Source organism: Paenibacillus oryzisoli, from assembly GCF_001653565.1.
Lineage (GTDB): Bacteria > Bacillota > Bacilli > Paenibacillales > NBRC-103111 > Paenibacillus_E > Paenibacillus_E oryzisoli.
In genome coordinates this window covers 35,925-50,954 of sequence record NZ_LYPB01000046.1, presented here as the reverse complement: position 1 = coordinate 50,954, position 15,030 = coordinate 35,925, and the positions used below count along the sequence as shown (strand labels likewise).

General features: G+C 44.9%; 15 protein-coding genes. 14 read left to right on the top strand and 1 reads right to left on the bottom strand.

What is annotated here, in order from left to right; genetic code table 11:
• Positions 1 to 47: 47 nt before the first annotated feature.
• The 4 genes from A8708_RS03915 to A8708_RS03900 all read left to right on the top strand — a co-directional run bounded on the left by A8708_RS03915 (position 48) and on the right by A8708_RS03900 (position 3,317).
• Positions 48 to 362: an RNA polymerase alpha subunit C-terminal domain-containing protein gene (locus tag A8708_RS03915; protein ID WP_068662205.1), complete on the top strand. Its 315-nt coding sequence runs from the start codon at positions 48 to 50 to the stop codon at positions 360 to 362.
• A gap of 76 nt (positions 363 to 438) precedes the next feature.
• Positions 439 to 1,281, top strand: coding sequence for an RMD1 family protein (locus A8708_RS03910; RefSeq protein ID WP_068662204.1), 843 nt, complete (start codon positions 439 to 441; stop codon positions 1,279 to 1,281).
• Between the two features lie 364 nt (positions 1,282 to 1,645).
• Entirely contained in the window at positions 1,646 to 2,287 is a 642-nt protein-coding gene (locus A8708_RS03905; RefSeq protein WP_068662268.1) for a DUF2306 domain-containing protein, read from the top strand.
• Positions 2,288 to 2,300: 13 nt separating this feature from the next.
• Entirely contained in the window at positions 2,301 to 3,317 is a 1,017-nt protein-coding gene (locus A8708_RS03900; RefSeq protein ID WP_068662203.1) for a DJ-1/PfpI family protein, read from the top strand.
• A 22-nt stretch (positions 3,318 to 3,339) separates the two neighbouring features.
• Here A8708_RS03900 and A8708_RS03895 read toward each other — a convergent pair whose 3' ends face one another.
• Entirely contained in the window at positions 3,340 to 3,933 is a 594-nt protein-coding gene (locus A8708_RS03895; RefSeq protein WP_068662202.1) for a TetR/AcrR family transcriptional regulator, read from the bottom strand.
• Between the two features lie 417 nt (positions 3,934 to 4,350).
• Here A8708_RS03895 and A8708_RS03890 point away from each other — a divergent pair, with 417 nt between their 5' ends.
• The 10 genes from A8708_RS03890 (at position 4,351) to A8708_RS03845 (ending at position 15,023) form a co-directional block, all read left to right on the top strand.
• The gene (locus A8708_RS03890; protein WP_239696525.1) at positions 4,351 to 6,351 is read left to right on the top strand and encodes an ABC transporter substrate-binding protein; all 2,001 of its coding nucleotides are present in this window, start codon (positions 4,351 to 4,353) and stop codon (positions 6,349 to 6,351) included.
• Positions 6,352 to 6,386: 35 nt separating this feature from the next.
• Positions 6,387 to 7,448 (top strand): ABC transporter permease, encoded by a 1,062-nt coding sequence (locus tag A8708_RS03885; protein ID WP_239696523.1) that lies wholly within the window; start codon positions 6,387 to 6,389, stop codon positions 7,446 to 7,448.
• A 2-nt stretch (positions 7,449 to 7,450) separates the two neighbouring features.
• Positions 7,451 to 8,596 (top strand): ABC transporter permease, encoded by a 1,146-nt coding sequence (locus A8708_RS03880; RefSeq protein WP_082927254.1) that lies wholly within the window; start codon positions 7,451 to 7,453, stop codon positions 8,594 to 8,596.
• A 23-nt stretch (positions 8,597 to 8,619) separates the two neighbouring features.
• A complete protein-coding gene (locus A8708_RS03875; protein WP_068662201.1) occupies positions 8,620 to 9,675 on the top strand; it encodes an ABC transporter ATP-binding protein in 1,056 nt (351 codons plus the stop codon).
• Complete coding sequence (locus A8708_RS03870; protein WP_068662200.1) at positions 9,668 to 10,687, top strand: ABC transporter ATP-binding protein; 1,020 nt, start codon at positions 9,668 to 9,670, stop codon at positions 10,685 to 10,687. The genes A8708_RS03875 and A8708_RS03870 overlap by 8 nt, the downstream gene beginning before the upstream one ends.
• A complete protein-coding gene (locus tag A8708_RS03865) occupies positions 10,680 to 11,249 on the top strand; it encodes an HAD family hydrolase (RefSeq protein WP_239696521.1) in 570 nt (189 codons plus the stop codon). Before A8708_RS03870 ends, A8708_RS03865 begins: the two co-directional genes overlap by 8 nt.
• Positions 11,250 to 11,283: 34 nt before the next feature.
• Positions 11,284 to 12,330: a LacI family DNA-binding transcriptional regulator gene (locus A8708_RS03860; protein ID WP_068662199.1), complete on the top strand. Its 1,047-nt coding sequence runs from the start codon at positions 11,284 to 11,286 to the stop codon at positions 12,328 to 12,330.
• 13 nt (positions 12,331 to 12,343) lie between these two features.
• Positions 12,344 to 13,402: a Gfo/Idh/MocA family protein gene (locus tag A8708_RS03855; protein ID WP_068662263.1), complete on the top strand. Its 1,059-nt coding sequence runs from the start codon at positions 12,344 to 12,346 to the stop codon at positions 13,400 to 13,402.
• 30 nt (positions 13,403 to 13,432) lie between these two features.
• Complete coding sequence (locus A8708_RS03850; protein ID WP_068662198.1) at positions 13,433 to 14,152, top strand: ThuA domain-containing protein; 720 nt, start codon at positions 13,433 to 13,435, stop codon at positions 14,150 to 14,152.
• Between the two features lie 115 nt (positions 14,153 to 14,267).
• Positions 14,268 to 15,023 (top strand): glycerophosphodiester phosphodiesterase, encoded by a 756-nt coding sequence (locus A8708_RS03845; protein ID WP_068662197.1) that lies wholly within the window; start codon positions 14,268 to 14,270, stop codon positions 15,021 to 15,023.
• Positions 15,024 to 15,030 lie beyond the last annotated feature (7 nt).

Here is a 15,030-nt window from a genome sequence, read left to right as displayed (position 1 = left end):
AGAATGTCTGTATCCATTATGGTTTGACATGGGGAGGAGATTGACGATTGGCTACCTCGAAGAAAACGTTAAGAATTTGTAACAAAGGTCACAAATACTATAAAAGTACCGACTGTCCGACTTGTCCGACGTGCGAACAAGAGCTGGAGCCTGAATCGGGGTTTCTTTCAACGCTTTCAGCACCGGCTAGACGAGCATTAGAGAACAATGGCATTACGACTGTGCAGCAGCTGTCCCAGTACAGCGAAGCGGACATTTTAGCCTATCACGGAATGGGGCCAGGTTCGTTACCTAAACTTCGAGCGGCTTTACAGACGAATGGGCTGGCATTCAAGCCGCAATCCATTGACAAGCAGAAGTAGCAACGAGTAAGGATTGAAGAACACTTTTTCTGTCCAAAATAGAAGTAAAACGCTTTGAGGCAGATGAGTGGTGGACATGCAGGATATCACATTTAAAGCTTTGGCCATAACGAATGAGATCGATTTAAACAAAATCGCTACCTATTGTGGGAGTCCCAAGAAATATACGTGGGAACAGCCTTTAATGTTAAAAGGTGAAATTCTTTCTAAGATTCTCCATAAAGAGATCATTGGTATACAACAAGTGCTTGTGTTTTCTTTCGGAAGCGTTGTCTTTGTTAACCATGTGAATAAGGGAGAAATAACGAATTTCCTGAAGTTTCTTCAGACATTCGAACCTGAGATCGATCTTCACAATTCAGAGAAATACACAGAAAATTACCGGCTACATATCGAGCAAATCGATAACATGGAATTAACTGACAAGTATGTAGTAGTGGCTGAGTTTGAATCCTATTACCCTGAATTAATCTCTACTGTTCTTGCCAAATCGGTTGCGCTCGAAAAGATTGAGGAACAGCTTGGGAAAATTCATGATAGTCTCGAAACGATGATTGATAGACTTGAAAAAGGGAAGCTTCGCGTAGGCAACAAAGAATTGGCAAGAACGACAGCGCAAATCGTTCGTCATGAATACAACACCTTGGCGTATATTATGATACTGGATAAACCCGATTTGACTTGGTCAAACAGCTCAGCTGGTCACTTTTACGATGAGATGATAGAATTTTTCGAGTTAAACGATCGGTACACAATTCTTAAAAGCAAAACGGACATTTTGTATCACATCTTGGAAGGTTTTTCGAACATTAGTCACTCCATTAGAGGTCTGTTCGTGGAATGGATCGTTGTGATTCTAATCGTTATTGAAGTGGTTTTAACAGTCTTGCAAATCATAGGTTGGATTCCCTCACATTAGCCAAAGCGGCCTTCTATTAGGAGGTCTCTTTTTGTGTGCACACGTTATAGAGGACTTCCTATTTTTGTAACAATTGTATAGGTAAACAGCTGCATTTTATAATATAATAAAAAAAGAGACCGAACGGTTCGGTTTTATATAGGTCGGAGGATGGATAATTGCGATACGGAGGAGTGGTGGTGGTGTGGGCATTTGAATAAATGGATTTTCTAAAGTTGAATTGAAAATGAAGAGAAATTATGCTAACTGTACATTTTCCATTTCATTCGAATTCTTGAAACAGAGCGGCGAGATCGATATGCATCCCCATGCTCGAAGGTCTTCAATATTGTCAATCGGCTTCTTCTTAGGAAAGGATGAAAGTATGTCCACGAGTAAAAAAGCTTATGTATTCATGTCATTCATTACAGCGCTATTTATTGTGTACGTTTTGTACGCCAACTTTGTTCATGATCCGGAGGCAACCGTCTTTCTAAGCCATAAAACTGCGCTGAAACGAGCGTTGAACACGACAGTATGGCTAAAGGTGATGAATGTGCATATCCTTTTCGCATGTACAGCTATGATTGCGGGAGCAGTAAATTTCTCTAAGACTATGTTACAAAAGCATCGCAAATTTCATCGAATGAACGGTTATTTCTATCTGATTTCTGTGCTCATTGTTGACGTCACTTCCGGCTATATGGCGCCTTATGCGACAGGTGGGAAGGCCAGCAGCATGGGGTTTAACTTGATGAATATTGTGTGGCTGGTAATGACGATCGTCGCCATCGTTAAGATTAAGAAGAAACAAGTCAATTCGCATCGTAAGTGGATGACGAGGAGTTATGCTTTCGTATTTACGAATCTCACGATTCATGCCATAACTGCACTACTCCATGATGGTGTGGGTCTTGCTTATACGACTAGCTACACCATAGCGGTGTATGGATCAATCGTCTGTCTCATGGTAGCTGCTGAGATCGTTATTCGCACTGTTTTTAGAAAACCTAGCACGATGATCTGAAGGAGGTACGCTTATGCATGTTCAAGTGGTATTATTCGATGGATTCGATCTCATGGACGCTTTAGCGCCATACGAAGTATTCGCCGCAGCGGCGATGTATGCAGGTGGAGCCATGACGGTGGAATTAGTGTCAGCAGAGGGGAAACGCTCGGTACCGAGCGGCATGGGAGGACCTGCGATCGAAGCTCAAGCTGCTCTAGACCCGAGTCGATCAGGTATTATTCTTGTTCCGGGAGGTTCAGGCAAGCCAGCGGGCGATTCCGAAGATGCTGTTCCTAACATTCTAAGGTTAGCTATGGAATCGGATTTAACAACGCTTATGAAACGAGCTTTGGAGAATGAGCTTGTCACAGTTGCAACGGTGTGCGGCGGTTCATTGGTGCTTGCCATGGGGGGGTTGTTGGAGGGGCGATATGCAGTCACGAATCATTTGGGGATGTCTGCCTTAGGAGCAACGGGTGCAATTCCGATTGAAGCCAGGGTCGTTGAGGATGGGCATCGGTTGGTAAGTGGGGGAGGTGTGACATCAGGACTTGATGTAGCCCTGTACTTGGTAGAGCGTGAACTAGGGCCCCAAATCGCATCTGCTGTGGAGAAATTATTTGAGTATGAACGGAGGGGAACGGTGTGGCGTGCACAAGGTATCGTGCCGATTGACTTTGCAGCGAGTTCGGATGCATCTGATGAAGATCTGCTAATCCCTTTAGCTGCCGAGACTCCCGTTGGAAATTTCATGATAGAAGGCACCTGGCAAATGATGATTGCAACGCCTATTGGTAAAATGTCCGTTATGCTGAACATTTCCTCGAAGGATGGATCCATAAGGGGGACAGCAACGCAAGGCGATGAGGTTGACGAACTACTTAACCCCGAATGGGATGGTCGCCAATTGACATGGACGCAGAAGGTGAGGAAGCCCATGAGACTGAATTTGAAGTTCGAAGTAACGGTACAAGGTGACCTCATGAGTGGAACTGCGAAAGCAGGAATGCTGCCATCATCGAAGGTTACAGGTAGACGAGTGAACTGAAAAGGGAAGAGAAAAACGGCCGCTACTGAGCCTTATAGGTCATAAGCAGCCGTTCTATATGTTGGGTGGCATAAGCGACATGGCGGTTATCCCGCGTAAGCCGACTGGCCATAATAGCGCCTTCGATGGTTGAAAATATAAAGGAAGCAAGGGACTCTAATTCAATCTCCGCTTGAAATTCTCCGCTGCTTACCCCTTCAGCAAGTAAGGATTGAATGAATCCTAGCATGTGCGTGTAGGCTAGTGTAGCATGATCACGAAGAACAGGGAAAGAGTGGTCGCTTTCGACCGCTGTATTTAAGAACGGGCATCCACCTTGCATCGGAGGGTTATGGACAGTGTCACGGTACACATGGCACATGGCTAGAATTTTGCCAAGGGAAGTATCCTCGCGTTCGATTGCCGCTGCGAAATGCTGCCATAAAACTTGCCCAGCGTATTGGAACGCTTCAATGGCAATATCGTCTTTGCTGGTGAAGTTGCGATAAATTGCTCCTTTGGTTAAGCCAGTCGCGTCCATAATATCTTGCATGGATGTACCTGTATACCCTTTATCATTAAATAGAACAGCCGATTTCTCGATAATCCGGAGTTTCGTTTGTTCACCTTTGCGCATGGGAATAATTCCTCTCTAACCAATCTGACCAATCTCCCTCAATTATACCACATCATCACGCACCTGATTATCTTTGAAGGACCCAAGCTGATTCCTGATCTATGGAAAGGAAACCTTCATTGCACCCCCACATTCTTCCAAAAAAAGATTGCCAAGGATGGAATTCCGATGTAAGATACAAATAAGCGGAGAAGCAAGCGCTTTCAAAGAATGTTATTAAACCGGTTTAATAAACTCGAATAGGAAACTAACATGAGTTTGCGTATTCCGGCATACGTTTAAGTAAAGCGCTTACATTATTGTTAAAACGGTTTAACAACATACGGTTCATTTTTTTTAATTTCTTATTAAACCGGTTTAAGGATATTCTGCCTTGGAGGTGAAGGGGTCCGATTTCCAGCTAGGAGAAAGGGATTAATGAAGAACAAGTTTACAATTATGGAGGGGATTGGCTTGAGAAGAAGCAGTTTGTTTATGGGTATGATGATGTTGATTTTTGCAGTTGTTTTTGCGGCATGTGAGAGTGATAGTGAACCACAAGCAAGTTCAGCAGTGAAAGAAACAACAGGTCCAGTTGCATCAGCGGCTACACAGATAAGCGGATTCAAAGAAGCCCCGATGTTAGCTAAGCTTGTGACTGCAGGAACCCTTAAGCCTGTAACAGATCGGTTGCCAGTTAAGGAAGATGTTATGGTCGAAAAGGTAACGGATGAGATCGGCAAATACGGTGGCGACTGGAAAATGCCTTGGGCAGGCCCGAATGATCGCTGGACGGTTGGCGCACCGACCGAGGAGTCGCTGTTCCGTTTTAATAAAGATGGAAGTACAGTTGAGCCTAACGTTGCCAAGAGCTTCGAAGTGAATAAAGATTCAACCGAGTTCACGATTCATTTGAGAAAAGGGATGAAATGGTCCGACGGTATGCCATTTACAGCCGATGATGTCCTGTTCTATTGGGAGCATATGCTGACGAAAGAAACGTTCGGCAAGAAGATTTATGATGCCTACTACTCCATCGATCCTGTTTCTGGTGAAAAAGCACTCGCACAAGTAACTAAAGTAGATGATTATACGTTCAAAATTACGCATAAATATCCTAGCGTTCTGTTTCTGGAGCGTGTAGCCATTGATAACAAATGGTTCTTCGCACCAGCACATTTCCAGAAAACAATCCTGCCTGAGTTCGTAGGCGAGGCGAAAGCGCTAGAAATTGCGAAGCAATGGGGCTTCGCTGATGTGAAATCGTTCTTGGTCGCAACAGGCTATTACGATTGGATTAATCCGCAGATTCCTAATTTAAGACCTTGGGTAGCTAAAAACGATCCGAATAGTGATCAATTCATTATGGAACGTAATCCGTATTATTGGAAAGTGGATAGCGCTGGCAATCAACTGCCTTACATGGACCGTCTCGTGGCTACCAAAGTACAAGATCCCGCACAACGCGTTCTTGGCGCATTAGCCGGCGATTATAATTTGCTTGATTTTGATTTTAAAGATTTCACGGTATTGAAAGAGAATGAGAAGAAAGCAGCATTCACTGTCACGCCTTGGACCCAAGCAGCATGGTCAAGTGCCGGGCTTCAATTCAATCAAACGATTGGCGATCCTAATCTGCGGAAACTTTTCCAAGACATTAAATTCAGAGAAGCAGTCTCGGTAGCGGTTGACCGCAAAGAAATTTCAGAAATTGTAACGAACGGCTTAGGGGCTCCGCAGCAAGCTTCCGTTCCAGAAGGTCTAGTAGGCTACCAAAAAGGCTGGGCCGACCAATGGAGTAAATTTGATCAAGCGCGTGCGAATCAGCTTCTGGATGAACTTGGATTAACGAAACGTGATAAAAACAATTTCCGTTTAAACGCGGATGGGTCTGATCTCACGATTACGGTGATTGAGAACACAACGAATACAGCTACTTTCTTGGAATTAGTCAAAAAATATTATGAAAAAGTCGGTATCAAGGTAGATATCAAAGTTGTGGATGCCGGTACGCATAATGATCTGAAATACGCGAACAAGATTCCAGTAACGACAGAGAATATCTCGCTTGTTAATGTAGCTTTTAGACCCGATACACTTGTACCGCTTCGTGTACTTACACCATGGCTCGGAAATTATGGCTTGTACACATCTTCCAATGGGAAAGACGGCGTTAAGCCGGAAGGCGATATCGCGTTAATCCTGGATTATTGGAATAAAGTGAAATCTTCAACAACCAAAGAGGATATCACGAAGTGGAGCAATGAAATCATTAAGCTTAATCAAAAGAACCAATGGCTAATTGGTTATGCAGGCCCAACGCCTAAGCTGATTGTGGCTTCTAACAAGATCGGCAATGTGCCTAAGAGTCTCATTTATGCGGATGAATTCCGCAGCTTGGGTCATGGTCATCCTTCTCAATTCTTTATCAAACAATAGGCCGTTGTTAACAGGATACTGGGGAGATTGAATTAATGAATTTCCCCAGTATCCCTATCAAGCGGATTATCGAATTAACCGGAGAGGACAGGATTGAGATGCTCCAATATATATTAAGAAGAATTATTATGGTCATACCCGTCGTTTTTGTCATATCCATCATTGTCTTCTATATCATTCAGTTACCGCCGGGTGACTACGTTTCATCGTATGCGGCGAAAATGTCAGCGGCCGGCGAGGTCATGACACAAGCAGATATTGCAGAAATGCGAGCAGCCTTAAAGCTCGATCAACATTGGTTTATTCAGTATTTGGATTGGATGAAAAACATTTTTACCGATTTTAATTTCGGTTACTCGTTTAGCTATAACAAACCTGTATTGAGTGTAATCAATCAATTTATGGCATTAACTTTAATCGTCTCTCTGGCGACAATGGTGTTTACCTACGCCGTGGCCATACCGATCGGAATCTACTGTGCAGTAAAGCAGTATTCCATTGGTGATTATATTTTCTCGGCATTCGGTTTTCTTGGTATGGCTACGCCTCACTTTCTTATGGCGATCATTCTCATGTATCTATCCTATGTGTATTTTGGTGATCCTTTACTAGGGTTATTCTCGAGCGATTACGCAAGTGCGGCATGGTCGATGGGGAAAGTTCTCGACTTGTTGAAGCATATGATCATACCGATTATCGTAATAGGGTTGGCGAACACAGCTGAGCTTATTCGTGTCATGAGAGGGCAAATGCTAGACGAATTGAATAAGCCGAATGTGGTAACGGCACGGTCCAAAGGTTTATCAGAAACGAAGATCTTACTGAAATACCCGACGCGGGCTGCACTTAACCCCATTGTAAGTACCCTTGGATGGTCATTAACGTCCATTTTTACAGGCTCAACGATTACGGCGATTGTTCTGAATTTGCCGATTCAAGGTCCCGTTATGTATAACGCACTATTAGCCCAAGATATGTATTTGGCAGGAACGTGGTTATTATTTATGGCCGTGCTGACGGTTGTAGGTACATTGATTTCGGATATTTTGCTGGCATGGCTCGATCCCAAAATTCGCACTGCATTCAGAGGTGTGTGACTATGAAACCAATTACAACAGTGGGCAAACAACTCGTAACGACCTTCAAACGTCCGAAAAATAACGATGTCTATTACAGCTCACAGTGGCGACTTATATACCGCAGATTGAAAAAGCATAAATTAGCGCGTGTTAGTTTAATCATATTAGCTGCTTTCTATCTTGTAGCGCTCTTTGCTCAGTTCATAGCTCCGTATAGTTTGGAAAGCTACGACAGCAAATATGTCAATGCTCCGCCTACGAAATTGAGCTTCAAGGATGCGGAAGGGAACTTTCATTTCAGACCTTTTGTCAACGAGCTGAAATCAGGCAGAGATCCTGTTACCTTACGCAAAATTTTTGTGCAGGACGAGAATGTTCGTCATCCGCTGCGGTTCTTCGTCAAGGGTGAAAGTTACAAGTTTCTCGGCTTGATCCCAACGAGTACGCACCTTTTTGGCGTAGATGAGCCTGGCCGTATTTTCCTATTCGGTACGGACGGCATGGGTAGGGATTTACTATCACGCGTTGCGTTAGGCAGTCAAATATCCCTGAGTATCCCGCTCATCGGTGTGGGAATTAGCTTTGTGCTTGGTTTATTTATCGGTGGGATATCCGGGTATTTCGGCGGATGGATTGATTCGGTGATTCAGCGGTTTATTGAAATCATTCGCTCATTTCCAACGCTGCCGCTCTGGATGGCCTTATCCGCTGCCATACCAGCCCGCGTTCCCGTCGTAACCATGTATCTGTATATTGTCATCATCTTCGCCTTCATCGGTTGGACGGATCTAGCCAGGGTTGCGAGGGGGAAGTTCATTTCGCTAAAAAATGAAGAGTATGTGCTTGCAGCCAAGATAGCCGGCGTCAGCGACGCGAAGATCATTATCAAGCATCTCTTGCCTGGATTTATCTCCTACTTGGTAGTGGCGACGACACTAGCCATCCCAGGTATGATTCTGGGGGAGACGGCGATGAGCTTTCTAGGGCTTGGCATTCGTTCACCTGCAACTAGTTGGGGCGTACTCCTTCAGGAGGCTCAGCAAATTGAGAATATTGCCCTGTATCCATGGAAACTAATTCCACTCGGATTTGTCATTGTTACCGTATTAACGTTTAACTTTCTAGGCGACGGTTTGCGTGATGCAGCCGATCCATACAAGAAATAAACCAAGGTAAGGCGGGGAATGTCATGACATCAGAAGCTGTTATCGAGTCACAATCCGAACTACCCCTACTGTCTGTTCAAGACCTCAAGATTCGTATTCAGATGGATAATGGGGAAATGAGGGCTGTAGATGGCGTTGATTTTGATATAAAAAAAGGAAAAACACTGGGACTTGTTGGTGAATCTGGCTGTGGAAAAAGTTTAACCAGCAGAGCGATTATCTCCATTAATCCCAAAGAGTGCGAAACTTCCGGCAAAATTGTGTATCATTCTGCGTCAGAGAAGGCGCTGGGCAAGCTGGATCTGCTATCGCTAGATACGCGAGGTAAACAAATTCGATCCATTCGCGGCCGCAAAATCGCGATGATCTTTCAAGAGCCGATGACGGCATTTTCACCCATGTATACGATTGGCAATCAGATCATGGAATCGATCCTTATCCACCGTACCAAAGATAAGAAAGAAGCGAAGAAAATCGCGCTTGAAATGTTAAGTAAAGTGGGCATTTCGGATGAAGCGAAACGATTCGACCAGTACCCGCATGAATTCTCGGGCGGTATGCGTCAGCGGGCGATGATCTCCATGGCCTTATCCTGTAATCCGGAATTGTTAATTGCCGATGAGCCTACGACTGCGCTGGATGTGACGATTCAAGCCCAAGTGATGGAACTGATGAAAGGGCTGCAAAAAGAGTTCGGCATGGCGATCCTACTTGTTACCCATGATCTAGGCATTATTGCAGAGATGTGCGATGAAGTGGCTGTTATGTATTTAGGGAAGATTGTGGAGCAATCGACCGTAGGTGAGATTTTTAACAATCCCAAACATCCCTATACCAAAGGCTTGCTCAATTCAATGCCGAAGTTGGCTGGCAACCGAAACAAACGGTTGGAATCCATTGAAGGTACCGTTCCGATGCCGATCGATATGCCGCCTATGTGCGGATTCTATGAGCGCTGCAAGGATCGAATTGAAGGGGTATGCAATAAACAAGCCGTGCCCAAAACGCGAATATCCGATAACCATATGGTTCGATGTTTCCTTTACGCGAATGAAGGTGAGGAGAAAGCATATGTCTAAACCGATTCTGAAAGTCAAACATTTAATCAAAAATTTTGAAGTGAAAGATAAAAATAAGTTGTTTGCTAGGCCTTCATCCGTTCGTGTGTTGAATGATGTATCTTTCGAGCTGATGGAGGGAGAAACGCTAAGCATTGTCGGCGAATCCGGCTGTGGGAAAACAACACTGGGCCGTTGTATCGTCAGGGGCATGAATGCATCTTCTGGGGAAGTCATTTACCATACGGAGGGCAATGAGGAGGTCGATTTCCTAGGTCTTCGGGGGAAAGAATTCAAGAAGTTCAGAAAAGATATTCAGATGATCTTTCAGGATCCGTATTCGTCACTAAGCCCGAGAATGAGTGTGTATGACATTATTTCGGAGCCGCTGCTCGCCAACTTTAAGTTAACGAAAGCGGAGCTGGATGAGAAAGTTACCTTAATTGCAGAAAAGACTGGTCTGAATGTCAGCTATCTCAAACGATATCCACATGCCTTCTCCGGCGGGCAGAGACAACGCATCGCGATTGCAAGGGCGCTTATTTCTCAGCCACGACTCATCGTCTGCGATGAAGCGGTATCGGCCTTGGATGTGTCGATCAAAGCGCAAATTATTAACTTGTTGAAGGATCTGCAGAAGCAGCTTCAGATTACGTATATTTTCATCTCGCATGATCTATCTATTGTGCAAAATATTTCGGACCGTGTGGCGGTCATGCACTTGGGGCGGATTGTCGAGTTAGCACCTGTAGACGCGCTATTTCAAACACCTAAGCATCCGTACACGGAGGCGCTGCTGTCGGCCGTACCTGAACCTGACCCTGATTATAAGAAGGACCGCATCATTCTTGAAGGCGAGGTGCCGAATCCGGCTAATCCGCCAAGTGGATGCCATTTTCATCCAAGATGTATGTACAAGACTGACAAATGCGTGAAGGAAGAACCGAAGTTGCAGGATGTAGGCAACAAGCATTACACGGCTTGTCATTATGCTGACCAATTAAACTTAAGAGGTGTCGCTGCTCATGTATAAACCAACAACGAAAGATCATATGCCGATTGATCCTAATGCGAAGAAGCTTATCGTTTTTCTAGACTGCGGAGATACGATCATTGATGAAGGCACCGAAATTCGGGATGACCATGATATCGTCATTAAAGCAGATCTAATCCCAGGGGCGGATGTGATGGTGAAGACGCTCGCCGAGCGTGGTTATATATTGGCGTTGGTAGCCGACGGCAGAGCGCAATCCTTCAAGAACATGTTAACAGATCATGGGTTATATGATTATTTTACGACGATGATTTATTCCGAAACGATTAAAGACTCAAAGCCTAGTCCGCGCATGTTCAAAGCGGCCATGGGAGCGTTAGAACTTACGGAGCAGGATTGCTCAAGAATAGTCATGGTCGGTAACAACTTAAGCCGAGATGTGAAAGGTGCGAATCAAATGGGGTTCACGAGCGTTTTCTTGAGCTGGACACCAAGATATCCCAAAGTGCATGAAGACGAAAGTCAAAAGCCCGACTATACGATCAGCAATCCGATAGATTTAATTGACTTGGTCGAGGAGCTTCATGCACAATTGGCATAAATGGACATTGTAATGAAGGGATGTATATCAAACTATGGCTAAAATTGATGATGTAGCAAGATTAGCGAAAGTCTCCAAAGGGACGGTCTCTAACGTTTTTAGCCAAAAAAGACCGACGAGCAACGAAGTCAGAGAACGTGTGATGAGTGTTTCCAGACAATTGAATTATGTTCCTAATCATACTGCGCGGAGCTTAGTTACCAAGAAAACGATGGCGATTGGCCTAACCATACCGCATGGCAGCTTCTTCTTTAGCGCATTTCATACACAGTTTATTAACGGGGTCATTCTGGAAGCAGCTTCTTATGGGTATAGGGTGCTGCTAGATATCATTCCGGTTCATGAGGTGAAAACGCCCTTTCTGACGAGTTATCCCATCGATGGCGCTGTTGTGATGAGGCCTACAGCGAATGATGAACGTATCACGCTCATGCATATGGGACAGATTCCTTTTGTGACAGTTGGTCATGTGATGAATGAAAATATCGAGCATTCTACAAGCGTAGATAATGATAATGCACAGATGATGTCCAATATTTGCGCGTATTTAGTTGGCAAGGGCCATCGAGATATTATGTTTCTGAATGCGAATGAGCATATGACCGTATCGATCGATCGCAGGGCTAGCTTCGTTGAGGCGATGAAGGAGCATGGGTTAGACGTAGAGGAACACATGATTCATCATAAGCCAGAATTGAATTCCAGCGAATATATGGACTACGGCTATGAAGAGACGATGGATATTCTGGGTAAGCAGCAGAAGAAAGTGACGGCGATTATTGCCGATGATGATCGAACTGCATTCAGTGTTCTTAACGCTGTTAAGGATCTTAATCTGAGCGTGCCCGGGGATGTCTCTATCTTCGTCATATGCGGAGATAACTCGATGATGGTACAATCGAACCCGTCTCTGACTAGTATGGATTTGCAACCGTCCGAATTAGGTGCACAGTCCGTCCGATTGTTAATGCATCAATTAGGCGTGCTGCAAGGGGAGTACGAAGAAAACATCATCGTTGAAGGCAAAATTATTGAACGAAATTCAGTTTCTACAATTGGTAGTGATGAAGATCGCGAATAAGGGAGCGAACCTGATGAGTACTAAACATTGGAATGTAGGTATTATTGGCCTTGGCGGTATCGGCGATTACCATATGAACAATCTTGCCAAAATTACCAATACAAGCGTTGGGGCTATCTGTGACGTGAATGCGAAAGCGGTGGAGGGGGTCGGAGATCGACTGCATTTGCCAGCAGCGAAGCGATATACGGATTATCGGGCCATCATAGCCGACCCTGACATCGACTTCCTTATTTCCGGAGTCTCCAATAAATTCCATTATGATATCTTGAAAACGGCTATTGCCTGCGGCAAACCCATCTTCTCGGAGAAGCCCTTTACGCGAACGATTGAGGAGGCGGATGACTTGCTTCAATTATATGAAGCCAATCCGATTCCCTGCATGATTGGGTTCTCCTATCGGTATCGACCTTGCTTTCAGTACGTGAAGGGGCTCGTTGCGGACGGTACTTTAGGCCGTATACGGCATATCGCTGCACATTACTTGCAAGAAGAAAACGCCCCTATGTTTAACAAGGAATACACGTGGCGTTTCAATAAAGAGATGGCGGGTTCTGGCATATTAGCCGATATAGGTTCCCATATGGTGGACGCGGCGCGCTTCTTTGTAGGCGAATTTACGCAGGTGTCAGGTATGATGACCACGTTCACGGATCGCCGATTGAATAAGCGAACAGGCGAATACGCCCAAGTGGATGTGGATGACTTTACAGGCTTCCAATCTGTCTTAGAAGGCGGCGTGATGGGGTCCTTTTATACCCATAAGAATGCAATTGGGACGGGGAATCAATTCAACGTTACTTTGTTTGGGGATTTGGGGACGGTACGGATGTCCGTGGAAAAGCCGAATGAGGTTCATTTGACGCTCAGATCTGGCGAGAATCTACAACTGACCGAGTCTGTCATCCACTTGGATGAGAAATCAGTAAAGCCGATGCTGCAAGATTTTGTAGATTACTTGGAACAGAGGAACTCATCGTCACTTCCGACGCTTATGGATGGATATCGTAATCAACAAGTGCTGCAAGCTATTATAGATTCAGCGCAAGACGGCATAACGAGAAGATTATAAATGCTTTCGACTAGGTAAGGGAGGGCTCGTATGATCAGAGTAACAATTTGGAATGAATTCCTACAGGAGCAGAGAAAAGAAGAGGTTGCGCGGATCTATCCCAAAGGGATGCACGGCGCTATTGCTGATGGCATCAGCCAAGAGGGATTCGAGATTAGCTGTGCAACTTTCAATGAACCTGAGCATGGGCTAACCCAAGAAAAACTGGATCAGACGGATGTTCTTATTTATTGGGGACATGTTGAACATAAAGGCTTTCAGGATAACGTCGTTGATCGCATTTGTAAACGTGTGCATGAGGGCATGGGGCTGATTGTACTTCACTCAGGTCATCATTCCAAATTATTCCGCAAACTAATGGGCACTTCTTGCGATCTGCTATGGCGAGAAGCGGACGAGAAAGAACGTCTGTGGGTGATGGACCCTTCTCATCCCATCGTAGCGGGAATTGGACCTTATATCGATTTGCAAGAGGAAGAAATGTACGGAGAGCATTTCGATATTCCGACACCAGAGGAATTAATTCTCGTCAGTTGGTTTCAGGGAGGAGAAGTGTTCCGCAGCGGATGCACCTATCGTCGAGGTCAAGGGAAAATCTTCTATTTCCGTCCAGGTCACGAGACATATCCTACCTATCACAACAAAGATGTGCAGCGCGTCATTGCCAATGCCGTGAAATGGACAGCCCCCATTCAAAGGGAAAAGACATTTTATGGGCATCACGCACCGCTTGAGGAAATCAAGAAGTAGTGAGCTCATGGCAAATACAAGCTTCTTTCAAGTTGAAAGGGGCTGTTTGGTTTGCGAATTCAGTCCTATACAGCCTTGGCATCGCCAATATGAATTTTAGTTGAGGTGAATGACGATGAAGCGAAATCCATTGCTAACTGCACATACGGGTTGTATGGGCACACCAGATAATAGCTTGCTTTCCATTGAAACGGCGCTTCTCAGTGGGGCAGATATTGTGGAAGAAGACATCTTGATCACATCAGATGGGGTTCTTGTGTTTGCTCATGATGACAACGTGTACACGGTTGATGGCACCGAATACCGGATTTCCCAAATGAGCTATGGGGAATTGAGCCAGTTGGCTGTCAAGGCGCATAACGGGTCATCTGATGGTAATGAGACAATAAGGATCTTGTCGTTGGCATCCGTTATGCCAATTTTGCTGGCATCAGGCAAGACAATCAATCTGGATATGAAATCGGATGACAGTGTTGAGCCTGTTTCTCGATTCGTTGATATAAACGGACTCTACGATCAGGTATTCCTTAGCGGTTGTGAGTCCGTAAGGGCTCACTATGTAAACAGCATCAATCCACGCTTACGCAAACTGCTGAACGCAGACGCTTCCTTATTTCAAACAGGGAATTACATGGAGGGAGTTCAAATCAGTTGCCAACAAGCGTTGAGCGCGAACTGTTTCGGTCTTAACGTGAATTATCGTGTTGTAGAGCCAGCGCTCTTGCAGGCAGCAGCCCGTCATAAGCTGGATGTCTATATCTGGACGGTCCATACAGAAGCGGAGATGAAGTACTTTATGGAGATGGGTGTCTCATCGATCACTTCTCGCAATATTTCAGCATTGGTGCAAGTCAGGGAGGGAGAGAGCTAGAGGATGG